The sequence below is a fragment of the Cupriavidus sp. 8B genome (genome assembly GCF_054589115.1).
Window position 1 is genome coordinate 50,083 of sequence record NZ_BAAILO010000530.1, and the last position, 25,095, is coordinate 75,177.

Genomic DNA, 25,095 nt, shown 5'->3' on the forward strand with positions numbered 1-25,095 from the left:
ACATCGTCATATGCGCGTAATGGCGCGCAGGTCCTCCAGGCGCTGCCAGGGCAGGCCGAGCACCAGGGCGTCGAATTGCGCCTGCGTCAGTTGTGCGCCGGTGGCGCCGGCCTGTATGGCAGGCCAGGCAAAGCGTCCCTGGTTGAGGCCGCGCGCCGCGCACCACACGCCAAAGCCGTCATGTATCAATAGCTTGATGCGGGTGTGGCGGGCGTTCGCAAACAGGTAGGCGTGATGAGACTGGGCTGCGCCGAAGACCTGCACCACGCGCGCCAGCAGCCGCTCGGTGCCGGCACGCATGTCGATGGGCTCGACGGCCAACCACACCGCGTCAATGCGGATCATCGCAGCCAGTCCAGGAGCAGTTGGGCACATTGCTGTGCCGCTGACAGAGGCCAGTGCACAACCAGCGTGCCGCCCGGGCGCTGGATCTCGATGCGGATGGCGTCGGGTGCTACTGAAGGTGGCGTCTCGCATGGCACCGCCTCGGCCGGCTGCATGGTCGCTGTCACAGGCTGAACATGCAGTGGGATAAACGCTCGGCCCTCGCGCTGCGCTGCCGGCATCTGGCGTTCATGTTCCTCTCTGACCCATCTGTGCACCATGTTCGGGTGCAGCCCGTGGCTGAGCGCCACGCCGGCCACCGATGCCCCAGACTGGCGAGCTTGCTCTAGTACCATCGCCTTGAACTCGGCGCTGTACTCTCTGCGGCGTGGCCGCTCGATAGTTGTCGACACTCGATCCATCGTCCCCACGATCCTCCATCGTGGGGACGATGCAGGATCCCGTGGATCGATTCAAGGCGGAAGAACTGGACGCTTACGATACTTCACATCGCTACGTATTCGCTCCAGCTGGCTGGAAAGCCGCAATCTCTTGCCGTTTGATGGTTTCAATGCTTGAGCGGCTAGGCGAAGAGCTAACGCGCGAAGAGGAGCGCCGCCAGGGCATGCGGATGCCGCGCTGCGAGACTGAAGTGCGAGATCCGCCAGGCTTCCCGAACTAAACTCAAGGATATTGCAGGTAGTCCGCAATCCGGTCGCTTTCGAAACTGTCAGCCGCAAACGCAGAGGGATGAGTTGCCATGATCGCCGCGGCAAACGCGGCCAAAATGAGAATTAACTTGAACATGGGTAGATGCTGAAAAACATCGAGCGTGCATGCCGAATCAGTTGTCGCTCTTCGGCGCTCTGCTCTGCGTCCGCGGTTTTGGGCCACCGCATACGGGTGCAAAGAGGTATTCTATCCACGCGCCGTATCGTTTTGCGCGCATAGTTCGGCTTCAATCTGCTGAAAATCTGCGCGAACGCATTCCATACCGCCTATTTTCACGCGCGTCACGCGATGGCTTAGAGCCGCCGGTCAACGCGTGTGATGGCAGGGGGCGTAACTGCTTGATTGCCGAGACGCCCGCATGGGGGCCTGGCGGCGCCGATGCACGGCGATACACAACCAGGACGTTTTCAGGTCAAGGCTTTACGAAATACTTGCCGGAACCCGCCTATCTTAGCCGGACAACGCTCAACGGAATGCAAGTCGCAAGCCTTGGACGACATTTCGGTCTGCGTTTGGACCGCAGATTTGCGCCACTGAGCGGTTGGCTAGCGGGACCCCTGCGCCGGCCTGCGATCTTCACGAGCAAAGTCGTCGTAGAAACTCACGAGCGCAAATAGTTCGGGTTGGCTGCCTGCCGGCCGGAAGTTTACCCGCCGCGCGCCGCAGGGTGCCAGAAGACGACACGCCGATGGATCCCACGTACGGCTTCCACGCCGATCAGGCCAGTGATCGCCAGCAGCAGCACGCCTGCGAACATTGTGGCAAGACTCATGCTGACCGACGACGACGCGATCAGGAAGCCGAGTCCCCGCTGCGCCGACAGGAATTCGCCGACTACGGCGCCGATCAGCGCCAGCGATACGCCGATCTGCAAGCCCGAGAAGATGTCGCCCAGCGCCGCCGGCAACTTGACGTGCCACAGCAGGAAGCCGCGCGACGCGCTGAAGGCACGGCACGCCTCAAGCAGTTCGGGGTCGGCGCGCCGGATCCCGTTGATAGTGTTGACGAACAGCGGAAAGAAGCAGACCAGGGCCACAAGCACGATCTTCGACGCCGCGCCAAAGCCGAACCAGACCAGCAGGATGGGCCCCAGCGCCACCTTCGGCGTGGCCTGCAGGCCCACCAGCAGCGGGTAGACAAAGCGTTCGAAGGTCTCGGATTCCGCCAGCAGCGCGCCGAGGGCCACGGCCAGCACGCTGCCCACCGCAAAGCCGGCCACCGTGTTGAGCAGCGTGGCGCCGATATGCGGCCACAGCGTGCCGGTGAGAAAGCCATCCGCGAGCGAACGGAACACCGCCTCTGGCGGCGGCAGCAGGTAGTCGGGAATCTGCAGCCATCGTACGGCCTGATCCCAGGCGAGCAGCAGCAGGCCGACGCTGATGGCCGGATAGAGCGGCGCGGGCAGGCGCCGGGCCATGGTGTCAGTGGGCATTGAAGTGTCTCCGCAAGTGCTGGGTCAGCGCAGTGAATTCGGGATGATCGAACGTGTCGACGCTGCGCGGGCGGGCCAGCGGGTTTGGCAGCGACTCCACAATGCGGCCCGGGCGCGGTGACATGACCAAAATCCGATCGGCCAAAAACACGGCCTCGGGAATGCTGTGCGTGATGAACAGCACGGACTTGCGCTGCACGCTCCAGATGTCCTGCAAGGCGAATGTCAGGGTCTCGCGCGACAGCGCGTCCAGCGCCGCAAAGGGTTCGTCCATCAGCAGCAGTGCGGGGTCTGGCAGCAGCATGCGCGCGATACCGACGCGCTGCTGCATGCCGCCAGACAGCTCGAACGGATAGTTGCCGGCAAACGCGATCAATCCGACCAGTTCGAGCAACCGGTCCGCCCGGGCCTTTGCGCGGGCAAGGTCCAGGCCCTGTGTGCGCGCCGGCAGCAGTACGTTCTCGCGCACGGTTTTCCAGGGCAGCAGGCTCGGCTTCTGAAACACCACGCCGGTGCTGCGGCTGGGCCCTTTGATCGGATTGCCATTCAGTGCGATGTCTCCGCGCGTCGGGGCGAGCAGGCCGGCGGCTAGGCGCAGCAGCGTGGATTTTCCGCAGCCCGAAGGGCCGAGCAGGGCGACAAACTCGCCTTTGCCGATTTCCACATCGACGTCGGCCAGGGCCTCGGTCCGGCCGGAACGCGTGGGATAGGTCAGGCCGACGCCGCGTATCGACAGTGCGGCGCTCATGACGCGGTAGCCCCTGCGTCATGGCGGCTTGCCGACCGCTGCACGGCATCGGCCAGGAAATCGACCACACGGGCCCACGAGGCGGCGCTGGCCCTGGCGTTAGCCTGCGCAGTGCCGCCGCCATCGAGCAGCAGGCCGGCCACCGGGTGTGGCTTGGCGATCAGCGTTGCAGGCAACTGCGGCAGGCCGATTGCATGCCCGGCGCCTTCGCCGCGCAAGTGCTCGACGGGCGCCCCGTTCTTGCGCCGGCGCAGCACGTCGGCCATCTGGTCGCTGTAGAGCGTGGACGGCCAGAAGCCGTCATCGGTGCCCGAGATCAGCAGCAGCGGCCCCTCGATGCTTTCCACGGGGATGCGGGCGCGTGCCACGGCCTGGGCGTTGCGCAGTGGCGTATGGAAAGCGGCCGCCTGACGTACCGGCTGTCCGGCGCCGGGCGGATGATCGAAAGCGTGCCAGTCGGCGTCAAGGTTGTCGCGCCAGACATTGGGCAGCGGCTCGCCCCGCCATGTCCAGGCAGTGGCATCGCGCGGCTTTTCCGGATGGCCCGCGCGCAGCGTGCCATGCACCACGGCGCTGGGCACGTATGCCACGACGGCCGAAACCAGCGCAGGAAAGCGCGACGCCAGCAACAGCACCAGTTCACCGCCGCGCGACACGCCCGATGCCGCGACGAACCCGTGCTGTGGTGCCAGGCGATCATGCATCCAGCGCAGCGCGGTTTCGAAGTATTCGAGCGGTGTGTCGTTGATATGGTCGGGCCGGCCTGGCGCCTTGAAGTAGCCAAGGGCCAGTGCCGAGTAGCCGTGCGCCGCATATAGTGCAGCGCGTTGTTCGTGCATGCCGCCGCCCGAACCCGCCAGCACCAGTACCGCCGGGTGCGGACCGGCACCAGCGGGGGTGTACTGGGTGCCGCTGAGCCCCGACTCGCGGACCGGGCGATGCGTGACGCCGGGCGCCAGGAAACGCAATGTGTATTGCGCCCGTGCCTGTGCGCCACATTGGCCCGTGGCGGTCAGCGCGATGTCCAGCGGTGCGATGCCGTCGCTCCATGTCGGGCGCGTCGGGGCGCGCAGGCGCCGCATGGCCCAGACCGGCGCGGTGGCGTCGGCAACGATCCAGTCGCCGCTGGCGGGAACCGTGGCGCCGACCGGAACCGTGCCGTCGGCATCCGCTGTCAGCACCGCGTGGCTTTCCCATTGGCTGCCGTCCGGATGATGCAAGGTGGCGGTCAGGGTCACGCGTTCGCCACTGTTGAATCCGCGCAGCGTGATCTCGCGCGGCACATCGACCAGCGCGTCGGACGGCGCGATATCGATTCGTGCGTGCTGGGGCCGGGTCATTGGGCTGCCTTTGCGCGACGCACCAGCGCGGCGCGATCGAAGTCGCTGAACGCCGAGACAAATTCGTTCGAGAAGATCTTTTGCAGCGGTACATCCGCGCTGGGATACTCCCCGGCCTTGGCCATGGCTTCGATGGCGCGCTGGATGGCGGGCAGATCATATTGCCCCGGCACGCGTGGCGCGCCGGAAGGCGTGTACAGCACGCGCTTCAGGCGGCGCGTCAGCAGCTCGGAGGCTTCGGCAAGTTGTTTGGCTTCGTCGCCCGCCGGCCTGGATTCGGGGTGCTGCTGCCAGAACGCCTTGACGCAGAACGCTGGATTCGCCTCGCAAACGATCTGGGCCTGGGTGTAGGCGCGGCCAAAGCGGCGCACCAGGTCGGGCTGGTCGCGCAGGGTGTCGACGTGGGCGATAAAGCCGTTGCCGGCCGTCTCCTGGAACACCGCCGGATAGGCGATGCGCCGGATCCGGGTGCCGGAGAATTCAAGCAGGTCGTCCCAACTGCTGTTGAAGTTCAGCGCATCGACGCGATGGGTACGCAGCGCCTGAAACCCGGCGCCGAGCGCCCCGACGGCTACGTACTCGACGTTCTTGCCCGGCTCCAGCCCTGCGATACGCAGCGCCGCGCGGCCGCCCGGAATCGTGCCCCATGTCAGAGCGCCCACGCCAATCTGCTTGCCCTTGAGGTCGCCCAGGGTGCGGATCGGGGAGTCGGCCAGCACGACGAATTCCATCGTGTTGCCCGGCACCCCGTTATAAAAAAAGCGCAGTGGCAGCGGATCCTTGCCCGAAAAGTAGCTCGCGATAACCGGTTCCGAAGTCGGGTAGCCGAACGTCACGCGCTTAGCCGCCACCTGGGGCAGCAGGGCACCGGCGCCCTGGAAGACGATGGTCTTGACGCTGAGGTTGGCTTCCTTGAACAGGCCCAGGGCCTCGGCGGCGGCGTAAGGCGCCCCATCGTGGACGGCGGGCGGAATGGCCAGGGCCACCGTGACTTCATCTAGCGCCTGGGCCGAGGCGGCGAACAGCGTGGTGGTGCCGAGCGCGGCGAGAATGGCGCCGGCGCTCGCCGGCTTGCGGAACAACATCATTGACTCCTGCGGATTGCAATCGGGTGGGTCTTTAGGGAACCAGCAGGCGCACGGCTTCGTCGGCCAGCGCGCGGCGATCGATCTTCTGCGTGGCGGCTAGTGGCAGCGCATCGACATACCAGATCCGGCGCGGATGTTGATAGGCGGCCAACTGCGTCAGCGACCATTCGCGCAGCGCGTGCTCAGTGGGCGGCGCGATGCCCGGACGCAGCACTACGAAGGCCACTGGCTTGGTCCCCTTGATCTCGTCAGGCACTGGCACGACGCTGGCCTGCTGCACGGCTTCGTGCCGCTCCAGCGCTTTCTCGATCTCGCCCGGGTAGAGGTTCTCGCCGCCGCTCACGAACATGTCGTCGCGCCGGCCGACGAAGGCGTAGAAGCCCTCGGCGTCGCGGCGGAACACGTCGCCGGTGATGTAGTAGCCGTCAGCGGTGAATGGCCGCAACTCCGCGCGCCCGTGGTAGCCAAGCATCAGCCCGGGGCTGCGCAGCTCGAGCACGCCTTCGTCGGATGCTTGACCCTGCTCGTCGATCAGCCGCACCGCCACGGCGGGATGCGGATAGCCGACCGATTGCGCTGGCGTAGGCAGTCCATTCGGATGCGGGCCGAAAACGACAGGGCCGCCCTCGGTGGTGCCATAGGCGTTGATGACGCGCGCATTGGGCAACAGCTGATGGATCTGCGCCCTCAGCGCGGGGCTGACCGGGGCGGACCCCATCCGCACCGCCCGCACGCTGCTCAGGTCGGTGCGCGCCAGCAATGCATGCTCGCGAAGCATCATCGCAATCATCGGCGGTACGGCCGTCAACCACGTGCACCGGTAGCGTCCGATGGCGTCGATGTAGGCCGCGGCCTGGAACTGGGGCAGCAGCACCGATGGCGCGTGGCAGGCCAATGCCAGCAGGATCAGCGCCAGCGCGTTCATGTGGTACAGCGGCGCGGCAATCAGCACGAGCTCGTTGGCAAGCGGCGTGCTGGCCTGGCGTGCCTGCACCACCCAGAGGTGGCTGGCGTGGCTCAGGCGTACCCCCTTGGGGCGCCCCGTGGAGCCGGAGGTATAGAGCAGCAGGGCCAGGTCGTCATCGGCGGGCGCGTACGGCGTGAAGGGAGTGGTATCGTCATCCGGCGCACCCAGGGCGTCGTGATCGGGCGACCCGAACACGATGGCCGGCACGCCCGCGGGCACCTGCGCATGGTGCGCCTTGTCGCACAGCACAAGCCTTGCGCCGCTGTCGGCGACGATATAGTCGACCAGTGCCTGTGGCAGCTTGAAGTTCACCGGCACTGCGACCAGCCCGGCGCGCATGATGCCTAGCAGCGACACCACGTAGTCGACCGAATTCACGCCAAGCAGCGCGATGCGGTCGCCCTGCGCCAGGCCACGCCGGAGCAGGCCCCGCGCAACGGCGTCGGCGGCGACGTCGATGTCGCCAAACGTACGCCGGGAGGCCTCACCGTTGGCACCGATGCCGACGATGGCCTGCGCGGCGGGATCGGCGTCGCGAGCAATCACGCTGCCGAGGTTGCGGCCTAGATTGCGGCCAAAAGCCGCGTGCGCTTCAGTTGCCATGATGCTTCAGGCCTGCGCAGGGGTGGCGTAGACGCCGCGGCCGCTGGCTACCAGGCGGTCTTCGGCATCGTAGACGTTGGCCTCGGCCACGCTCACCAGGCGGCCGGTCTTGATGACGGTGCCCACGACCTTCAGATCGCCGCGCGCCGGGCGATGGTAGTCAACGCGCAGGTCCACCGTCGGCACACCCTTGCCGGTGTGCGATACCAGCGCCCAGTCGGCGCCAAGGTCGACAAGCGCGGCCAGGATGCCGCCATGAATGTAGCCGCCGTCCGGGTTGACGATCCATTCGTCGCGGAACTTCGCGGTCAGCGTGATCTCGCCTTCGGCGACCGATGCGACCTGCAGGCCGAGCCATTGGTGATAGGGGCCGCGCAGCAGTCGTGCCTGCACGTCGGCGGCGGAGGGGAGGGTGGTGGTCTGTGTCATGTTCTGGTCCGGATGTCGCTGAGTAGAATTGTGCGGGCCGACGCCTTACGGCGTCACCACGACCTTGCCCAGCACGGCGCGATCGCGGATCAGCGCCAGCCCCCTGGCGGCCTGGTCGAGCGGTAGCACGCTGTCGATCACCGGATCGAGCTTGCCTTCGGCAACCAGTGCCAGCAGGGCCTTGAGGTTGTCGTCGTAGAAGCTGTTCGACCCCTTGATGTTCAGCTCGAAGCTCCAGACATAGCGCAGGTCTTCCTTGGGGTCATGGCCGGCCGTGGCGCCGCACACGAGCAGCGTGCCGCCGCGCTTCAAGCTCTTGATCGACGGCAGCCACGTATCGCCGCCGGTGAAATTGACGATGACATCCACGCCGCCCTCGAAGGTGCGTCGCTGCGGCTTGCCGTAACGCTCGATGACCCACTTTCCGAAGTCGACTTCGCGATAGTTGATGATGTGGTCAGCGCCCAGTGCCTTGAGGCGCTCGCCCTTCTCGTCGGAGCCCGCCGCGGCAATGACTTCGGCGCCTAGCATCTTTGCGAGCAGCACCGTGGCGGTTCCCACGCCGCCGCTGGCGCCAAGCACAAGCACCTTGTCGCCGGCCTTGACGGTCTGGTGGGTGATCAGCATCCGATGTGCCGTGCCATAGGCCACCGGCAGCGCGGCGGCCTGGGCGAACGTGACGTTGTCGGGCAGGGCGATCAGCTGGCGCGCGTCCACCCGCGCAAACTCGGCCATGCCACCATCGGCCATTTCGCCCATCAGGCCCACGCCGGGCTTGAGCGGGTTCACCAGCACGCGGTCGCCGACCTTCCACCCGGTGACGCCGGCGCCCAGTTCGGTGATCGTGCCGGCCAGGTCCAGGCCGATCACGACCGGAAACGGCACCTTGATGCCGGGCATGCCGTGTACGGTGAACACGTCGTGATAGTTGAAGGACGACGCTCCCACCCGGATCACGACGTGGCCTTCGTCGGCCATCGGCACGGGCTTGTTGGCGACGACGTGCAGCTGTTCTTCGAGGGTGCCGTGTGCGTCGAGCACCAGCGCTTGCATGGATTGGGTCACGATGGATTCCTTGGGGGAAGGGAAACGAAAAGAAAATAGGCTGGAGATCGGGCAGGCGGGTTTACTTGAGCGCCTTGGCCTGCTCGTAGGGCTTGCGGGCAAACAGGTCGTCCTTGAGTTCGCCCTTGACCAGGCCGGACTCGACGAACACGGCATGCTGGCGGCGCAGCGTGGCGATGTCCGCCGGCTCGAAGGCCACGCGGTTCATGTCGTTCCAGTGGCTGACATAGACCTTGGCATCGTCGGCCGGCAGGTTGGCTTTTTTCTGCAGGATCTGGACGACTTCATCGCGATTGGCGTTGCCCCAGGCCAGCGTGTCGCGCAATGCGGCAATTACGCGGGCCACGATCTCGGGATGGTTGTCGACCAGGTCCGAGCGGGCGGCGCCCACGCCGATGTAGGGCACGGCGTCGGACCGGGTCAGCGTCTTCCACTCGGTGGCGAACGTGCCCAGCTTGCGCACCGGCAGTTCGTCGCCGAGCTGCTCCACGGTGACCGAGCGCAGCGCGGCCGCATCCACCTGCTTCTGCACCAGGAATTGCGCCAGGCGCGATTCGTTGCCACCGACCAGCGCGAAATCGCTGCTCTTGATCTGATAGTTGCCGGCCAGCACGGCGCCGGCAATCACCGCGACCGAGGAGCCAGCGGGCGACATGGCCACCTTCTTGCCCTTGAGTTCACGGATCGACTGGATCGGTGAATCCTTCGGCACGACGAACTGCACATCGGCGGGTTGCGTCGCGGAAAAGATGCGGATGGGCACGCCCGATGCGGCGATGCCGAACACGCCGGCTACGGGTGCGCCGAATGCGAGATCGATCGATCCGGAAGCCAACGCCCGCAGTGGCGCGTTGACGTCGGGAAAGTGAACGAACTCGGCGCGCACGCCACGCTTGGCGAGAAAATCCCTGGCTTCCAGAACCGAGCCGTAGCCAAGGCTCACACCGCTGGTCCAGTAGCCAATCTTGACGACGGGAGCCGGCTCGGCGGCACTGGCCGTGGCCGGGGTGATCGCGGCGTAGGACAGCGCGATGAATACGGAATAGGCGGAAAACGCGGCGGCGGCCGCTGACAGTAGCTTGCGCACGATAAAGTCCTCAGACTTGAAAGGAAACGGAGGGGGTGGACGGTTGCCGCGCAGACGCTTTCCAGCGGAACAGCCAGCGCTCGGCGGGCTTGAGCAGGCCGCCTTCGAGCAGCAGCATCAGGCCGACCAGCAGGACGGTCCACGCGAAAACCTGGTCGGTCTGCACCAGGTCGGCGGCTTGCCGCAGCCGATACCCGATGCCGCTGGACGATCCGATCGTTTCGGCCACCAGCGATACCCGCCAGCCGAAACCGAACGCCAGTCGCGCACCGGCAAAGAAATGGGGCAGGATCGTCGGCCCGTAGATCTTGCGCAGCACGTGCAGGCGTGACATGCGGAAGCTGCGCGCCAGGTCGACATAGTGCGGATCGACGGTCTTGGTGCCTTCCCAGACATTGGTCAGGATCAGTGGCATGGCTGTCATGAACACGACAAAGACCGTCGTGGCATCGGAAATGCCGAACCAGATGATCGCGAAGATCGCCCAGATGGCCGACGACACGGTGTTGAAGACCGTCAGTACGGGCTCGAAGAAACGGGCCAGGACGCGGCTTGCGCCGAGCGTCAGCCCCAGGCCGCTGCCAACGATGGTGGCCAGCACGAAACCCGACAGCACCCGTCGGCATGTGGCGGCCACGTCGGCGGTGAAGGTGTCGCTGTGCCACAGCGACATCAGGGCCACGCCGACTTTCCCAGGGTCAGGCAGCACGAACGATGGCACGCGTGTGGCGCCCCACCACCAGAGCCCAAGCAGCAGGGCAACGAGCAGCAGGCGCTGCAGCACCAGCGTGGCGAAATGACGGGCAACGGTCGTGGTCACGGCGGCGCTCCTCATGCCGCGGCGCGCAGTACGCGCACCTGTTCTGCCACGACGGGCTCGGTGGGCACGCGCGGCCGGACCAGTTCCGCCAGGTTGACAACGTCGGCCACGCGCCCCGGCCGGGCTGCGAGCCGGACTACACGGTCGGCCAGCACCACGGCTTCTTCCATATCGTGCGTCACGAACACCACGGTCATGCCATTGCCCGCCTGGATGCGCAGCAGTTCCTCGTGCATCTGGCTGCGCGTCTGGGGATCGAGCTTTGAGAAGGGCTCGTCCATCAGCAGGACTTCGGGTTGGACGGCCAGGCTGCGGGCCAGCGCCACGCGGCTGCGCATGCCACCCGACATCTCGTGTGGCCACGCATCGCCACGCGCGTGCAGGCCAACGAGTTCCAGCATGTCGTCTGCGCGACGGCGGCGATCGGCCCGCGGCAGGCCGCTGGCCTCGAGGCCGAACGCGACATTGTCGTGCACGGTGCGCCACGGCAGCAGCCGGTCCTCCTGGAACATGTAGGCGATGCGACGCCAGTCGGATACCTGCGTCGCGGGCACGCCGTCCACCGCGAGCTGGCCGGCGTCCGGGGTCAACAGCCCGGACAGGATGTTGAGCAGCGTGCTCTTGCCGCAGCCAGACGGACCTACCAGCGCCAGTACCTCGCCGCGACGCACGGTCACGTCGATCCGGTCGAGGATCGTGGTGGTGCCAAAGCGCTTGACGATGCCCTGTGCAGACAGAACGGGCGGATTCATGCGACACCCCCCGCCACACGCATCGGCAGGTAGGTCCCAGCCTGCGACAGACTGGCGTAGACCTTCTCCATGGTTTGGGTGCGGAATGCCTCGATGTGGCGGCGCGCAATCGTTTCGGCGGCCTTTTCGTCGTGATCCTCGAACGCCTTGATCAGCGAGTTGTGGTCATGGCGGATCTCGGGACGCACGCGCTGGACGTTGAAGCCCAGCGCGACGAGCCGCGACATCTCGTCCATCAGCGACGACAGCGTGCGCGTCAGCCGCTCGTTGCCGCTGGCGTGGACGATGGCCAGGTGGAACTGCTTGTTCGCATCCATGAACTTGTCGATGCGGCGCGGCGCCGGAATCGCGTACTCATCGCGGCACGCCGCCTCCAGCCCGTGCAGCAGTGCCGTATCGACGCGGCCGATGGCCAGCCGGGCGGCCATTGGTTCCAGCTGCACGCGCAGGGCGAATACTTCCTCGACGTCCTTGAGCGTGATGGGTACCACCTGATAGCCACGGCGTGGCCGGGCGAAGATCAGGCGGTCGTGCGCCAGCCGCGTGAGCGCGATGCGACAGCTGTTCTTGCCGAAGCCGTAGGTGGTCATCAGCTCGCCTTCGGTGACCAGCGCGCCGGGCACCAGCTTGCAGGACAGGATGTCGCGGCGCAGCGCCGCGTAGGCGGCCAGGCCCAGGCTGGTGTCCTGGGCGTCCTCTGCAATTCCGGCCTGCACGATCATCGTCCCTTGCTCCTTCTCAGTCGTCGGGCGGCATTCATGTCCGCCTTGCAATACATGGACGTAGCTTAGGGCCGGGCCGTTGGGAAGCAAACGAACGGTTTTACGGAAGCATATGAAGACGCTGCTGTGACTGGGCAGCTCAGCTCGGTGAGCAGCTCACAGGACCCCAGTGGTATTCCTGTGGCGCGCACAGGGGCATGCACGAGAACGTGTGAGACATGTTAAGGCGGGGGGCGTACGGGGTGGTGCAGCGGAATGGGGAAAGGCTGCACCCCCGTGCCGTGATCGGGACGGGGGTGAGAGAGGAGGGCTGAAGCGCGGTCAGTCCAGCAGGTCGGGCTCGGCCTCCACCAGCCCCGCATAGAGGCTTTCGAAGGCGTGCGGCGATCCTTCGTTGCCGCCCACCTGTCCGTGCGTATGGCGGGCCGTCGCTTCGTCGAGAGGCTGCGGCGTACCGGTGGCCTCGGCCAGCAACTGGGTATGGGCGGCGTTTTCGAGGGCGATATGCCACCAGGCCGTGGCTTCGACGGTTGGGCCGGCGGTCAGGATGCCGTGGTTCTTCAGGATCGCGCCCTTGCGGGTCTGGCCATTGCCCTTGTCCAGCGCCTGGGCTATCCGGTGGCCTTCGGAGGTGTCCACCACCATCCCCGTGAAATCGTCGAGCGGCACGTGGTGCTCAAGAAACGAGCATGCGTCCTGCGGCAGCGGATCGAGCTGGCGTCCGAGCGTGGACCGACCTGGCGCACGCGATGATGCCGGGGATGTCATCCGCGCTCGACCACGTTCGCCAGGCGGTGTGCCAGTCGGTCGCCTTCGACCCCGCCGCACCTGCCGGGCGCAGCTTTACCATCGCAGCCACCGATTACGCTGCCATCGTCCTGCTGCCGTATGTCATCAGTCGGCTGAGGCGACAGGCACCGGACATCGGTCTGGGCATCATGGCGCTGGACCGGGCGGCCATCTACGAGCAGCTCGACCAGGGCGTGGTCGACGCTGCGATTGGCGGGCACCTGTCCGCGCCGAAGCGCATGGTGCAAACGAAGCTGTACGAGGAGGACTTTGTCTGCATCGCCAGCCGTTCGCATCCACAGCTCGGCACGCGCGGCCGGCGGCGCAGCATTGACCTTGCGACCTATCTGCAACTGCCTCATGCGCTGTTTGCCCCCGGCGAGAGTGGATCGCGGCGCGGGGTCGTCGACGGCAGGCTGGACAAGCTCGGCGGGCAACGGCGTGTCGCGGCGACGTTCTCGCACATCGTGGCATTGCCGCTGGCGGTGGCGTACAGCGACCTGGTGGCGGCCGTTGCCAGGCGGGTGGCGCACCGACTGGCTTCCCCCGACGTCCAGTTCCTTGAGGTCCCGGAAGAACTGGCCGATACCGCCTTCGACATCGAACTGATTCGCAACCGGCGCACGCAGGCCGATGCCGCAGCCGTGTGGCTCAGACAGGAGATTCCGTCCGCGGTCGGCGAAATGCGTTGAGGCCGGGGTTGCCCGCGCGATACGTCTCCCGCCGCGCGTGTGTCAGGCCAGGTGGCAGCGCACCCAGTGATCGGCGCCGTGAAGCCGCAAGGCTGGCTCGGACGACCGGCAGAGGTATGTCGCCTGGGCGCATCGGGTGTGGAAGCGGCACCCGGACGGCGGGTCGAGCGGGCTGGGCAGTTCGCCTTCCATGACAACCCTTGGCAGGCGCCGGTTTGCCGGGCGGGCCGAGGGCGCCGCCGCCATCAGCGCACGGGTATACGGATGCAGCGTGTGGTGCCAGACCGCATCGCGCGGACCCAGTTCCACGACTTGGCCGAGGTACATGACGGCGATGCGGTCCGACATATGCCGCACCACCGCCAGGTCGTGCGAGATGAACAGGTAGGCTATGCCGAGCGTTTCGCGCAGGTCCAGCAGCAGATTCAGTACCTGCGCGCGTACCGAAACGTCGAGTGCGGACACCGCCTCGTCGCAGACGATCAGCGCGGGATCCAGCATCAGCGCACGGGCGATGTCCACACGCTGCCGCTGTCCGCCGGATAGTTCGTGGGGATGGCGGCTGGCCATATCGGGATGCAGGCGGACGCCGCGCAGCATGTTCGCGACCCTGGATTGCCGATCCCCGGCGTTGCCACGCCGATGCACGATGAGCGGAGCCTCAAGGGTCTGTCCGATGGTTGCGCGTGGATTGAGTGAACCGGCCGGATCTTGGAACACCATTTGCACGCGCGGACGTCCCGCTTGCAGCGCGCGGCCGTGCGCCGTGGCGATGTCTTCGCCGTCGAGCCGAACCTCGCCTTCGTCGACGTCCGTGAGCCGCATGGCAACGCGTGCAACCGTGGATTTGCCACAGCCGCTTTCTCCCACCAGGCCCAGCGTCTCGCCGGGAGCGATGTCGAGCGAAACACGGTCCAGCGCGCGAACGACGCCGGCCTGCGTGTGATAGTGGCGAGATACCTCGTGGAGCGCCAGCAGCGGGGCGTTCATGCGGCGGCCTCCTCTTGCGGTACCGGGCGGCGGACGACATGGACCAGTGGCGCGTGGCACGCCACACGGCTGTTGCCGGCGGGCCGAAGCGAGGGCGTTGCTGCACGGCAGCTATCTTGCGCGTGGGCACAGCGCGGCGCAAAGGCGCAGCCGGTCGGCATGGCCGTCAGCGGCGGCTCGGTGCCCGGAATTTCGGGCAGGCGGGCGCCAGGCGGCAGTGTCTCGATGGCCAGCGAGGCCAGCAGTCCCGCCGTGTAGGGGTGTGCGGGGTGGGTCAGCAGCGCGTCGACCGGACCCTGTTCGACGATCCGGCCGGCGTACATGACCGCCGCGCGGTCTGCCGTCTCGGCGACCACGCCCAGGTCGTGGGTGATGGGGTCATCGTACCTTTCGTGCAAAAAGTGGCGGTGATCAGCCGGAGAGCCGCCTGCAGCATGGCTTTGCTCCCTGCCGCCTTTCGCACGACCAGCGATATTGCAACCCCTTGATTCGTAATGACTTTAGGACCAGACCGCCAGATTTCACACGAAAGGTACGATCCCCCCAATACGTACCTGCCATCCTCATTGGATGACTTTTCCACGGTCGCTCACCACCACGTCTTTTGAACGCAGCAGCACCGGGCGGTTTGAAGCCTGCCCCTGCATACCGGCTTCGGGAGGCCGTCTCCCATCTTTGACACAGCACCACAGGCTCGCGCCCGTGTTCGTGACACACTCCACCGTCGAGATTTACTGCTACGTCGCCCTCAGGAAATTCAGTCAGCATCCCCCTCAACAAAGTCAAAACCGAACCCTATTGACAGGCGGAGTCATATCAACCTTGCGGTCTTGACATATGGGGCCAAGGAGATGGGTAAGCCGATCGTAAGCGACGAACTATGGGCAGAGATCGAGCCACTGCTGCCGGCATCCAAGCCGAGCCGATGGAAGTACCCAGGACGCAGGCCGGTGTCGGATCGCGCTGCGCTTACCCGCATCGTTTTCGTGCTCAGAACCGGCATCCGTTGGCGCGACCTACCAGCAGAAATGGGCTGCGGCTCTGGCGTGACCTGCTGGAGGCGTTTGCGCGACTGGCAGCACGAGCTGCTACTCGCGCAAGTTGCGCGCCGCAGACCAGATCGACTTCTCGCGAGTGGTCGTCGACTCATCATCCATTCGTGCGGTTGGGGCGGGCGAAAAACAGGCCCGAACCCCACCGATCGCGCGCGACCAGGTTCCAAGCACCACATCGCCACGGATGCCAATGGCATCCCCGTCGCGGCGATCTTGACCGGCGCAAACTGCAATGACGTCACGCAACTGCTGCCGCTGGTCGATGCCATTGCGCCGATCCGAGGCGTGCGCGGACGCCCCCTGCAAAAACCTGAAGCCATCTATGCCGATCGCGGCTACGATTCCGAGCGGCATCGGCAGGAATTGCGCGAACGTGGCATTACGCCTGTGCTCGCAAAGCGCGGCACTGCACACGGCAGTGGTCTGGGAAAGTACCGCTGGATCGTCGAGCGTACACATGCCTGGTTGCGTCATTTCCGCCGTCTTCGTATCCGCTTCGAACGTCGTGGCGACATTCACGAAGCATTCCTCAAACTCGGCTGCTGCCTGATCTGCTGGAACACCCTCCGGCGCGCGGAGCCGTCTTTTCGAAACCGTCTCTTAAAGAAATCTTTCAGTGCACTCACGGACAGAGGCCAAAGCTTCCAGCCGGATGGCATACCGATGGTTGTACTGTAAACCAGTTCTCCTTTCAGACTGCCCCAGAAGGTTTGCATTTCGTATGACCGTAGCAATTTCGCTTGCGTGACATCGATCCCTGCTTGCCGAACTGCATCACCATCTGCGAGAGCCCTGAGCACAGCTGTGGCAGTTCTAGCTAAGCGTCCGGACCGAACTGCTTATCGCTCTAGCGCATTGAAGGAGGGGAGGGGCAAGTTTCCGCTCCGTATCCTCAACCGTCCATCGGGCGGTTGGCGCAACGACGTGAATCGCGCCAAGTGGCCGCCCTTTGCCACCGATTACAGGCGAGGCAATCGTCATGTCCCCAAGGAACAGTTCTTCGGAATTCATTGCATAACCGCGCAATCGCGCCTGCTTTAGCTCTGCCATCACATCCTCGACAGACGTTAGCGTATACGGCGTGTGGGCGATCCGGGACGATCTTTCAATGAGAGCTCTCGCTTCGCCGTCGGGGAGGGCACTCAAATACGCACGACCCGACGCCGTGCAGTACATAGGAATGCGACTGCCAATAGGCATGTGCACAGGCACAAAGTGTGAGCTGACAAATCGAGCCAAGTAAACCATCTCAACGCCATCTGGCTCGGTCAAGCATGTGGACTCAGCGGTCACCTTGGTCAACTCTGACAAGAAGGGATTCGCCACATCTATCAAAGGGTCTGCCGCAAGGTAGTTGTAGCCCACCTTCATCACCTGCAACGTGAGTTGATATCTCCTGGTCTGCGGATGCTTGCGTAGATAGCCAAGCTGCTCGAGCGTGAAGACCATGCGCTGGGCCGAGCTTTTGTTGATCTCTGCTACCTCGGCAATTTCAGCGATCGTCATCGTGCGGCGCGATGCACTAAAGGCGGCCAGTACTGCAAGCCCCTTCTCCAGCGACTGGTTGAAGAGCTGACTTTGGTGCCCTTCGCTCGGCTCCGCGCCCACTTTTTGATAACTTTGCGGCACTTTTTCCTCCAAAACATCAATATTAGCTCAACTAGAATCACATATCGATTCGGATGGTGCAACTAGTGGTTTTCACGGGTTATGTATTGATTCATTGACCTCGATAATAGCTCGTGCGGGTTGCATTGATATCGCTGCTCTCAGGCACCCCGCGACCTTGCCAAGGAGTGTACAAATGATTGCCGTAAAACTAATCCGCCACATTGCACTGACCATGTGCATAGCGGGCACAGCCTCGCTTGCCTATTCCCAAGGCAATGCACAAACCATCTACAACGTCGGGGCAACTGCGACTGGCGTACCCTTCACTTTCCTGGATGTCAAAAGCAACACGATCCAAGGCATGATGGTCGATACGGTGACCGCGGTCGGAAAAGCGGGCGGCTTTCAGGTGAACGTTCAGCAGACCGCATTTTCTGCACTAATTCCTTCGCTCACTTCAAACAAGATCGACATCATTTCGGCAGCAATGCTAAAGACGCCAGCGCGCCAACAAGTGGTGACGTTTAGCGATCCTGTCTATTCCTACGGCGAAGGGTTGCTCGTCAAGGCAGACGATACAAAGACATATAGCACGTTGGACGAGCTTAAGGGTGAGGTCGTCGGTGCTCAAGTTGGCACGGTTTTTCTGGACATGCTGAACAAGAAGGGCATCTTCAAGGAGGTGCGCAGCTATGATTCCATTGCCGACATGTCCCGCGACCTTTCACTGGGGCGTATTAAGGCGGCACTCGGTGATCAACCACTCATTGCGTACCAGATTCGCCAGCACGCATTTCCTGGCGTGAAGCTCGTCGAGAGCTACAAGCCTGTGAATATTGGAGAAGTATGCCTTGTGGTGCGAAAGGGTGACACAGAGACTCTCAACAGACTGAACAAGGCGATCGCGGCAATTAAGGCTGACGGTACGCTCGCGAAAATTGTTCAGAAGTGGGGGATGTAAGCGCGATGGAGGCTGCGAGTTTTCTAAATAATGCTGCTGAGTTCCTGCCCATCCTGCTGAAGGGAGCTGTGGTTACGGTTGAGGTTACCGTACTGTCGTTTCTACTTAGCAGCATATTGGGCCTGGGCTTTGCGCTAATGAAGCTATCGCGCGTCCGCGCGGTGTCCACCCTCGGTTCAAGCATCGTCAATTTGATTCGGGGCCTGCCGATTATCGTGCAGCTCTTTTACATTTACTTTGTCCTGCCCGACATCGGAATTCACCTCACAGCGTTCCAAGCTGGCGTTATTGGTCTTGGAATAGCCTATTCGGCCTATCAGGCCGAGAATTTCCGTGCTGGCATTGAAGCCGTTGATCCTGGTCAGCGCGAGGCCGCCCAGGCAATGGGTATGCGTGCACCATTGATTATGCGCCGTGTGATCCTGCCGCAGGCTTTTCGCATCGCGCTCCCGCCCTACGGCAACACGCTGGTAATGATGCTGAAGGACTCCTCGTTGGTTTCGACAATCACGGTTGCTGAAATGACGCGCGCTGGACAGTTAATCGCGTCGTCAACATTCCAGAACATGACGGTCTATACGCTGGTGGCCCTGCTGTACCTGCTGATGAGTCTGCCTCTCGTTTACATGTTGCGCCGCGTAGAGGTGCGTTTCGGCGTCGGGAAGAATCGATCATGATTGATATCGAAAAACTTCAGAAGCGGTATGGTGATCATCAGGTGTTGCACGGTGTAGACCTGCATGTAAACGCCGGCGAGGTCGTATGTCTTATTGGTCCATCCGGATCCGGGAAGTCGACTGTACTGCGCTGTATTAATGGTCTGGAATCCTACGACGAGGGCGAGATTCGCGCCTTTGGTGAACGAGTTGACCGTGAGGGCCGCGATATTCACCGGTTGCGAAGCCGCATGGGAATGGTCTTCCAACGCTTCAATCTTTTCCCACATCGAACGGTGCTTGAGAACGTAATGGAAGGACCGGTGTTCGTACGCGGTGAGAGCCGCGAGACCGCCCGTTCTCTAGCAATGTCGCTCCTTGACAAGGTGGGTCTCGCTGCCAAGGCCTCAGCCCATCCGGGGCAATTGTCAGGCGGGCAACAGCAGCGGGTCGCTATCGCAAGGGCACTTGCGATGCAGCCTGAAGCGATGCTGTTCGACGAACCAACCTCAGCGCTAGATCCTGAGCTCGTGGGCGACGTCCTCGAAGTGATGCGCGATCTCGCAAAAGAAGGTATGACGATGATTGTCGTAACGCATGAGATGGGCTTCGCGAGAGAAGTCGCTGATCGAGTCTGCTTCCTTTATGGCGGAAAGATTGTGGAGGAAGGGCCGGCAGCCCAGGTGCTCGGCGCCCCCCAACAGGCGCGTACCCAAGATTTCCTTCGTCGTGTCCTGCACAAGCCGATCGAGGTGGTCGGAGGCACCTCATGACGTCGGATCCCACAACTAGCACGCAGCCGTCTTCGCTTTGGGCCGCGACTGCGGTGGCAGGTCCGGATACGCCACCACTACTTGAATCCAGAGAAGTCGATGTCCTGGTAATCGGCGCTGGCTTTACGGGACTTTCCACCGCACTGCATCTCGCAGAGAGGGGAACATCAGTCTGCGTTGTCGATAGTCAAGAGCCAGGGTGGGGCGCATCGGGTCGTAACGGCGGTCAAGTCAATCCCACGCTAAAACATGACCCCGATGAGCTGGTCAGAATGTTTGGCGAGCGACGTGCCGAGCCACTGATCGACGCAGTTTCCAAATCTGCGGATCTGGTCTTCGACCTTATTAAGCGACACGACATTGATTGCAAGCCCGTCCGAAGCGGATGGCTGCAGCTAGCGTACGCGCCGAAAGACGTGGAGGGTCTGCACGCGCGCGCAAAGCAATGGCGAAAAAGGGGGGTGCCTGTCGAAATGCTCGACAGCGATGCCGTGGCGCGTCGCGTGGGAACCCGTGCTTTCGCAGGAGGATGGCTCGACAGTCGTGCAGGCGCGATACAGCCATTGTCGTACACACGTGGGTTGGCTCAAGCAGCACTGGCGGCCGGCGCCGCAGTACACAGTGGAAGTGCAGTGACTTCACTCTCGCCACAAGTGTCCAAGGGCAGCGGGAAATGGCTCGCCACCCTTTCGACTGGCGCTACCGTGTCTGCCGATCGGGTTGTTATCGCGACCAACGGATACACAGGACCGCTCTGGCCGGGTCTGCAAAGCACATTGCTCACAGCCAACAGCTTTATTGTTGCCACGGCGCCACTATCCCGTGCCGAAGCTAACGACATTCTGGCTCGTGGGGAAACCGCGTCGACATCGCAGAGGCTACTCCTATATTTCCGAAAGGATAGTGATGGGCGATTACTTATGGGTGGTAGAGGCTTCTTTTCGGACCCCAAAAATGCAAGCGATTTCTCCCATCTTGAGAGATCGTTGGAACTGCTCTTTCCTCAACTAGGTCCGTTGAAGTATGAGTACAGGTGGGCCGGGCGTATCGCCGTAACACGCGATTTCATGCCGCACATTCATGAGCCGGCTCCGGGGATAACTGTGGCCGTGGGATGCAATGGTCGAGGCATTGCTCTATGCACCAGCTTCGGTAAGCATTTGGCATCCCGCTTAACAGGTGGGACAGATGAATTCCCATATCCAATTTCTCCCATCAAACCGATCCCGATGCATCAATTGCAGCGCCTATATATTGCTGCTGGTGTTGCGTGGTACAGCCTGCTTGACAGATTTGGTTGACGTTTGAAAGGACCGGAAATAAACCTCAACCGAATCGTTGCCGCTACCGGGAAGCTGAGTAAGCCTTCCTACCTGGTTGCAATGTGCTCCACACCAGTCTACTTATTCTATCGCGGAGTGCTGGGGTGCTGAGTCACCCAAGAATTTACCGCACGAATCAAGAAAGGAAAATTATGAGCATTCAAATTATCCATTCTTCGGCGTCAACCGACAGGCTGACAAGCAATGGGGCAGTTTCGATTCCGCTTGGCGAACCTGTGTGCAAGACGGCGAGCCTGGAAGTGGTAGTTCCGGAGCGATCCTCTTGCAAAACGGGTATCTGGGAGTGTTCTCCCGGACGATTTGAACGGCAGGTTGCAGCCGGGGAGGTCATGCACTTCTTGAGCGGCTGCGGCGAATTTCGCTCGACCGATGGAACTCTGATCAAGTTTTCGCAAGGTGACACTTTGTTTTTCTCGCCCAGTACATACGGTGTCTGGGACATCAACGAGACTGTGCGAAAAGTTTACGTCATGATTTAGCTGTGCTTGCAGATGACTGTCGTGCGATGCTCACACCACGCAGATCAAGTACGCGACTATGACGGCTTCACGACTCCTGTGGCGTCGCGAGAAAGCGATCAAATAGGAGTCTCGACGCCCCTTTTAGATCGGGACCGTCAAAACTCAGGCATATCGCCCCTTGCTGAAGTTGCTTTTACAGCGATGTGCAATTATTGGCAGTGTAGGCCGGCATATTTGCCCGGCCTGCCAACAACCACTCGCTAGTGCAGGCGCGTCCCGGCGCCCAACCACCGTTCAAGTCCATGGGATAGCGAGACGATCAGCGCACGCCGCCACCCGTTGATCGAGAGGATGTGACGTCGATAGATCGCGTGGTGCATCAGCGCGGCTATCTTGCCCTCCACATACCAGCCCGACGAGCCTTTCACCGTGGCCAGCGATCCGACAGCGCGCCCGCCCGCGAGCGAAATCAGAGAGCCGTAGTCGCGGTAGACAAAAGGCAGGACCGGCCTGCTGGACAGGTGCCTGGGCAGCGCCTCCACCAGATATAGCGCTTGCTGGAACGCCACCTGGGCACGCGTCGGCAGTTCCCTGGCCACGTTGGTGGGCCTGCAGCTCGCGCAGTCGCCGATCGCGAACACATCGTCGTCGCCGAGACTCTGGAGCGTCGGTCCGACGCGGGCCTGCCCCTTCTCGTTCAGGGCCAGCCCGAGCGTGGCGACCAGCGGTGACGCGACGACGCCGGCGGCCCATACCACGAGGTCGACGTTCAGGCGCTCGTTTGCGCCGAGCACGAGATCGTCGGGCGTAACGGAGGTCACGCGCTGGCCGGTGCCGACGCGTATGTGTTGCTGTGCAAGTCGCCGGGAGACGCGAGCGGCGAGGCCGCCGTCCATGCCGGGCAGAATGGTCGGGGCCGCTTCCAGCACGGCGATATCGACGTCATGCACGGGGTCCAGCCGGTGCACGCCGTACTGGTTCAATAGCCGGGACGTGCGCCGCAACTGGGATGCAAGCTGGACGCCGGTCGCGCCGGCGCCGACGATGGCCACCCGCACCTTGCGCGCGTCCGCTTGCGGTGTCGCTGGCAACGACTTGCTGCGCAGCGCCGCATGCAGCCGGTCGCGCACGAGCTCGGCGCCGCTGACGCTGTCGAGGGCAAGCGCGTGCTCACGCGCGCCGGCCACCCCAAAGTACTGGGTGACGCCGCCCACAGCGAGGACCAACTTATCGTACCCGATGGCATGCAAGCTATCGGCGTCCGTGGTTTCGCCGGCGCTGCCCGTTGCCACGGTGATGACGCGGCTCGTGCGATCCACGGAAACCAGTTCGCCCTGGACGAACTCGAAGTGATTGCGCTCGGCCTGCAGCGCGAACGACGTATGGTGGACCGTTGGCTCCACGCTGCCTGCGGCCACTTCATGGAGTAGCGGTTTCCACAGATGCGTGGGGCTGCGGTCGACCAGCACCACCCTGGCGCGCTTCTTCCTGCCAAGCGCGCGCCCAAGGTCGATGGCGAGTTGCAAACCGGCGGCGCCGCCGCCAACAATGACGATTGTCTTCATGGTAGCGTGTCCTTGAGATGGAAATTCAGCCAAAGGGGGCAGAGGTCGCGCGCGCGACCCGGGACGGTCGCGGCGTGTCGAATGCCAGCGACGATGCGTCGATGTCGGCAAAGATGACATCGGCGGTGCAGCCTTGCGCGGTCAGATGGACCGTATGCATGCCGACGGCGCGCGCCATCTCCTGGATATCTTGTTTCGATGTGACAAGCAGCGAGTGGTGCGCGGGGACAGCGGTCGTGCGCAGGATCAGGCGGTAGAGCTCCGCTTGTGCATCGTTGGGCGAAAGCGCATCCGCAGTGGCGACAACGGCGAAGCGGTCAGCCCAGTCCCGGCCAAGCGTGCCTTCCATGAGGGCGTAGACCATGCGCGATGACAGGGCAGAGCCCAGCGCAGGCCGCACGCCGTTGCGCTCTGCCGTTTCCATCCATGTCAGCACCTTCGGCTGCACGTGGAGGCGATTCTCCGCGCAGGCGGCGACAAAGGCGCGCTCATAGGTGCGCATCAGCGCTTCGACATGGGCGCGGGCGAGCTCGCCATTTGCGACACGCGCATGGTGGCGAAGCCTGATGAAGCTTTCCTCAAGCGCATCTGCCGCTGCCTGGGAATCGTCCGAGCTGACCCTGTGTTCTCGGCGGCCACCCTTGCGCTGGTCGCCATGCTGGTCGTCATGCCGGGACACGAGGTCGTCCAACGTCAGTACAAGAAGTTCTAGTGCCATTTCTTGCCTCGTCTCTGGTGCCATTCCGTTAGGGCAGGCGTGCATACGATCGCCGGGGCTCGACAGCCTGCTTCAGCGACGTCCCTTCAACGTTGTGGTAGCGGCCACGGCAAACAAGCTTGCCCGCACGATATGGGCTGTTCTATACCGCGGGACCAGATACCACGGGGCCACGACCAAGGCTGCGTAGCCGCTGGCCTGCATGAGGCTCCACCCCACTGAACACTCTTACCAAGGAGCGCAAGCACTCGCTGCATGATGGCAAACAGGTTGGACCGGGACGAGGTTAGTCTGATAAGAGCGTTGAACGACTGAGTTCGATTGTTAGCTGAGACCCTCGTCAGCGAAATCCATATGGGCCAGCAGGCTAGCCAGCCTGCGCGAACAGGCCGGACATAAGCGTGCTGCCTTACCTGCAACCAACATGCAAAACAGCTTGCGATCCGAAAGGGGTCGGCATAAGGTCTTCTTAGACAAGGACGTACACTTTTCGCACAGTGTCGTGGATGGTCCAGATGCCGCGGGTATCCGGCGGAAAGACCAGGGTGTCACCGGCTTGGAACGCAAATGTGCTCCCTTCTTCTGTCTTGAACTCGCCGCTGCCGCTCAGGATATGCATCACTTCCCCTGCAGCAATCTGGCGATTGAAGCGGCCTGGCGTGCATTCCCAAATTCCCGTCTTGCACGAAGGGCGCTGGGGAACCGCCACTTCGAGTCCCGAGACCCTGCATGGCGGCTCGGACAGAGAGGCGACCGGGCCCTTTTCGACCAGATCGTTGACGGTGGTCGAGGCGCGGATAACTTGTACGCTCATGCTTTCTATCCTTAGTAAGGGTGTATCAACGCTTCTTAGGAGAGCCTGTCGAGCAGGCTGTACCCGGCCACGCCTGCCGCAACATAGAATCGTTGCAGGCCGTGGAAAGGAATTGGATTCAGACCCGTTACGGGATACGGGAAGGGCTCAGTCTTCTCCGTGCTGACTCGATGTGGTGCGGATTCGATTTGGTGCTGATAATCCAATTTGGCCGTCACATTCGTCAGACGTAGCGCCACTCCTCCGCCAAAGCGGGCAAGCAACCAAGCGCCTTCGGCGGTTGGTGCGCATCTCGCGGCAGTGCTAAGAGACCATTTCAAAAAGACCCCGAAGGGGGCTGTTAACTTCGTCGGCTAGCTGTTAACCTTTGAGCACCTGAACAACTGGGACCAAAGGGATGGGCGCGCCGATCATTGACGACGAGTTATGGGCACTGATCGAACCGCTGCTTCCAGCGCCGATGCCGCGTCGCAAAAAGTATCCGGGCCGCCTTCCGGTTTCGGACCGGGCTGTGTTGAACGGCATTCTGTTCGTGTTCAAGACCGGAATACGTTGGTG

General features: G+C 63.1%; 28 protein-coding genes and 2 pseudogenes. 9 read left to right on the forward strand and 21 right to left on the reverse strand.

The window, feature by feature from the left end:
• Nucleotides 1-6 precede the first annotated feature (6 nt).
• The 15 genes and pseudogenes from tnpB to ACYP5B_RS46805 all read right to left on the reverse strand — a co-directional run.
• Nucleotides 7-345: an IS66 family insertion sequence element accessory protein TnpB gene (gene tnpB, locus ACYP5B_RS46735; protein ID WP_459574112.1), complete on the reverse strand. Its 339-nt coding sequence runs from the start codon at nucleotides 343-345 to the stop codon at nucleotides 7-9.
• A complete protein-coding gene (gene tnpA / locus ACYP5B_RS46740; protein ID WP_459574114.1) occupies nucleotides 342-737 on the reverse strand; it encodes an IS66-like element accessory protein TnpA in 396 nt (131 codons plus the stop codon). The genes tnpB and tnpA overlap by 4 nt, the downstream gene beginning before the upstream one ends.
• Before the next feature lie 271 nt (nucleotides 738-1,008).
• Nucleotides 1,009-1,131: a hypothetical protein gene (locus tag ACYP5B_RS46745; RefSeq protein ID WP_459574116.1), complete on the reverse strand. Its 123-nt coding sequence runs from the start codon at nucleotides 1,129-1,131 to the stop codon at nucleotides 1,009-1,011.
• A gap of 571 nt (nucleotides 1,132-1,702) precedes the next feature.
• The gene (locus tag ACYP5B_RS46750; RefSeq protein ID WP_459574117.1) at nucleotides 1,703-2,488 is read right to left on the reverse strand and encodes an ABC transporter permease; all 786 of its coding nucleotides are present in this window, start codon (nucleotides 2,486-2,488) and stop codon (nucleotides 1,703-1,705) included.
• A complete protein-coding gene (locus ACYP5B_RS46755) occupies nucleotides 2,478-3,236 on the reverse strand; it encodes an ABC transporter ATP-binding protein (protein ID WP_459574119.1) in 759 nt (252 codons plus the stop codon). The genes ACYP5B_RS46750 and ACYP5B_RS46755 overlap by 11 nt, the downstream gene beginning before the upstream one ends.
• Nucleotides 3,233-4,576 carry an acyl-CoA thioester hydrolase/BAAT C-terminal domain-containing protein gene (locus tag ACYP5B_RS46760; protein ID WP_459574120.1) on the reverse strand — a complete coding sequence of 448 codons (1,344 nt, stop codon included), beginning with the start codon at nucleotides 4,574-4,576 and terminating at the stop codon, nucleotides 3,233-3,235. Before ACYP5B_RS46760 ends, ACYP5B_RS46755 begins: the two co-directional genes overlap by 4 nt.
• Complete coding sequence (locus ACYP5B_RS46765; protein WP_459574122.1) at nucleotides 4,573-5,664, reverse strand: ABC transporter substrate-binding protein; 1,092 nt, start codon at nucleotides 5,662-5,664, stop codon at nucleotides 4,573-4,575. Before ACYP5B_RS46765 ends, ACYP5B_RS46760 begins: the two co-directional genes overlap by 4 nt.
• Before the next feature lie 31 nt (nucleotides 5,665-5,695).
• Nucleotides 5,696-7,234 (reverse strand): class I adenylate-forming enzyme family protein, encoded by a 1,539-nt coding sequence (locus ACYP5B_RS46770; protein ID WP_459574123.1) that lies wholly within the window; start codon nucleotides 7,232-7,234, stop codon nucleotides 5,696-5,698.
• Between the two features lie 6 nt (nucleotides 7,235-7,240).
• Nucleotides 7,241-7,663 (reverse strand): PaaI family thioesterase, encoded by a 423-nt coding sequence (locus ACYP5B_RS46775; protein ID WP_459574125.1) that lies wholly within the window; start codon nucleotides 7,661-7,663, stop codon nucleotides 7,241-7,243.
• Nucleotides 7,664-7,708: 45 nt separating this feature from the next.
• The gene (locus ACYP5B_RS46780) at nucleotides 7,709-8,716 is read right to left on the reverse strand and encodes a zinc-binding dehydrogenase (RefSeq protein ID WP_459574253.1); all 1,008 of its coding nucleotides are present in this window, start codon (nucleotides 8,714-8,716) and stop codon (nucleotides 7,709-7,711) included.
• Nucleotides 8,717-8,789: 73 nt separating this feature from the next.
• The gene (locus ACYP5B_RS46785; protein ID WP_459574126.1) at nucleotides 8,790-9,815 is read right to left on the reverse strand and encodes an ABC transporter substrate-binding protein; all 1,026 of its coding nucleotides are present in this window, start codon (nucleotides 9,813-9,815) and stop codon (nucleotides 8,790-8,792) included.
• 10 nt (nucleotides 9,816-9,825) lie between these two features.
• Nucleotides 9,826-10,635, reverse strand: coding sequence for an ABC transporter permease (locus tag ACYP5B_RS46790; protein ID WP_459574128.1), 810 nt, complete (start codon nucleotides 10,633-10,635; stop codon nucleotides 9,826-9,828).
• A gap of 11 nt (nucleotides 10,636-10,646) precedes the next feature.
• Nucleotides 10,647-11,387: an ABC transporter ATP-binding protein gene (locus ACYP5B_RS46795; protein WP_459574130.1), complete on the reverse strand. Its 741-nt coding sequence runs from the start codon at nucleotides 11,385-11,387 to the stop codon at nucleotides 10,647-10,649.
• A complete protein-coding gene (locus ACYP5B_RS46800) occupies nucleotides 11,384-12,109 on the reverse strand; it encodes a GntR family transcriptional regulator (RefSeq protein WP_459574132.1) in 726 nt (241 codons plus the stop codon). Before ACYP5B_RS46800 ends, ACYP5B_RS46795 begins: the two co-directional genes overlap by 4 nt.
• Before the next feature lie 321 nt (nucleotides 12,110-12,430).
• A pseudogene (locus ACYP5B_RS46805) lies at nucleotides 12,431-12,841 on the reverse strand (class II aldolase/adducin family protein); the annotation flags it as partial.
• Nucleotides 12,842-12,870: 29 nt separating this feature from the next.
• Here ACYP5B_RS46805 and ACYP5B_RS46810 point away from each other — a divergent pair.
• Entirely contained in the window at nucleotides 12,871-13,590 is a 720-nt protein-coding gene (locus ACYP5B_RS46810; RefSeq protein WP_459574134.1) for a LysR substrate-binding domain-containing protein, read from the forward strand.
• A gap of 42 nt (nucleotides 13,591-13,632) precedes the next feature.
• Here ACYP5B_RS46810 and ACYP5B_RS46815 read toward each other — a convergent pair whose 3' ends face one another.
• Nucleotides 13,633-14,580, reverse strand: a complete 948-nt coding sequence (locus ACYP5B_RS46815) for an ABC transporter ATP-binding protein (protein ID WP_459574136.1) — start codon at nucleotides 14,578-14,580, stop codon at nucleotides 13,633-13,635.
• Entirely contained in the window at nucleotides 14,577-14,978 is a 402-nt protein-coding gene (locus tag ACYP5B_RS46820) for an oligopeptide/dipeptide ABC transporter ATP-binding protein (RefSeq protein ID WP_459574137.1), read from the reverse strand. The genes ACYP5B_RS46815 and ACYP5B_RS46820 overlap by 4 nt, the downstream gene beginning before the upstream one ends.
• A 453-nt stretch (nucleotides 14,979-15,431) precedes the next feature.
• Between ACYP5B_RS46820 and ACYP5B_RS46825 the strand changes: the two genes are divergently transcribed.
• Nucleotides 15,432-16,313: an IS5 family transposase gene (locus ACYP5B_RS46825; RefSeq protein WP_459574138.1), complete on the forward strand. Its 882-nt coding sequence runs from the start codon at nucleotides 15,432-15,434 to the stop codon at nucleotides 16,311-16,313.
• Nucleotides 16,314-16,448: 135 nt separating this feature from the next.
• Here ACYP5B_RS46825 and ACYP5B_RS46830 read toward each other — a convergent pair whose 3' ends face one another.
• A complete protein-coding gene (locus ACYP5B_RS46830) occupies nucleotides 16,449-17,264 on the reverse strand; it encodes an IclR family transcriptional regulator (RefSeq protein WP_459574139.1) in 816 nt (271 codons plus the stop codon).
• Nucleotides 17,265-17,439: 175 nt separating this feature from the next.
• Here ACYP5B_RS46830 and ACYP5B_RS46835 point away from each other — a divergent pair, with 175 nt between their 5' ends.
• The 5 genes from ACYP5B_RS46835 to ACYP5B_RS46855 all read left to right on the forward strand — a co-directional run bounded on the left by ACYP5B_RS46835 (nucleotide 17,440) and on the right by ACYP5B_RS46855 (nucleotide 21,458).
• Entirely contained in the window at nucleotides 17,440-18,207 is a 768-nt protein-coding gene (locus tag ACYP5B_RS46835; protein WP_459574141.1) for an ABC transporter substrate-binding protein, read from the forward strand.
• 5 nt (nucleotides 18,208-18,212) lie between these two features.
• On the forward strand, nucleotides 18,213-18,884 hold the full coding sequence (locus ACYP5B_RS46840) for an amino acid ABC transporter permease (protein ID WP_459574142.1): 672 nt from the start codon (nucleotides 18,213-18,215) through the stop codon (nucleotides 18,882-18,884).
• Nucleotides 18,881-19,636: an amino acid ABC transporter ATP-binding protein gene (locus ACYP5B_RS46845; RefSeq protein WP_459574144.1), complete on the forward strand. Its 756-nt coding sequence runs from the start codon at nucleotides 18,881-18,883 to the stop codon at nucleotides 19,634-19,636. The genes ACYP5B_RS46840 and ACYP5B_RS46845 overlap by 4 nt, the downstream gene beginning before the upstream one ends.
• Complete coding sequence (locus tag ACYP5B_RS46850; protein WP_459574145.1) at nucleotides 19,633-20,937, forward strand: NAD(P)/FAD-dependent oxidoreductase; 1,305 nt, start codon at nucleotides 19,633-19,635, stop codon at nucleotides 20,935-20,937. The genes ACYP5B_RS46845 and ACYP5B_RS46850 overlap by 4 nt, the downstream gene beginning before the upstream one ends.
• Before the next feature lie 173 nt (nucleotides 20,938-21,110).
• Nucleotides 21,111-21,458 (forward strand): cupin domain-containing protein, encoded by a 348-nt coding sequence (locus ACYP5B_RS46855; protein ID WP_459574147.1) that lies wholly within the window; start codon nucleotides 21,111-21,113, stop codon nucleotides 21,456-21,458.
• 242 nt (nucleotides 21,459-21,700) lie between these two features.
• Here the strand turns inward: ACYP5B_RS46855 and ACYP5B_RS46860 are convergent, their stop codons facing one another.
• Both ACYP5B_RS46860 and ACYP5B_RS46865 read right to left on the reverse strand, forming a co-directional pair.
• Nucleotides 21,701-23,005: an NAD(P)/FAD-dependent oxidoreductase gene (locus tag ACYP5B_RS46860; protein WP_459574148.1), complete on the reverse strand. Its 1,305-nt coding sequence runs from the start codon at nucleotides 23,003-23,005 to the stop codon at nucleotides 21,701-21,703.
• 25 nt (nucleotides 23,006-23,030) lie between these two features.
• Entirely contained in the window at nucleotides 23,031-23,723 is a 693-nt protein-coding gene (locus ACYP5B_RS46865) for an HAD family hydrolase (protein ID WP_459574261.1), read from the reverse strand.
• Nucleotides 23,724-23,790: 67 nt separating this feature from the next.
• Here ACYP5B_RS46865 and ACYP5B_RS46870 point away from each other — a divergent pair.
• Nucleotides 23,791-23,913 (forward strand): annotated as a pseudogene (locus ACYP5B_RS46870) (IS110 family transposase); the annotation flags it as partial.
• Nucleotides 23,914-24,192: 279 nt separating this feature from the next.
• Here ACYP5B_RS46870 and ACYP5B_RS46875 read toward each other — a convergent pair.
• Complete coding sequence (locus tag ACYP5B_RS46875; RefSeq protein ID WP_459574150.1) at nucleotides 24,193-24,537, reverse strand: cupin domain-containing protein; 345 nt, start codon at nucleotides 24,535-24,537, stop codon at nucleotides 24,193-24,195.
• Nucleotides 24,538-24,934: 397 nt separating this feature from the next.
• Between ACYP5B_RS46875 and ACYP5B_RS46880 the strand changes: the two genes are divergently transcribed.
• Nucleotides 24,935-25,095 (forward strand): transposase (locus tag ACYP5B_RS46880; protein WP_459574255.1); only part of this gene is annotated, 161 nt, incomplete at its 3' end.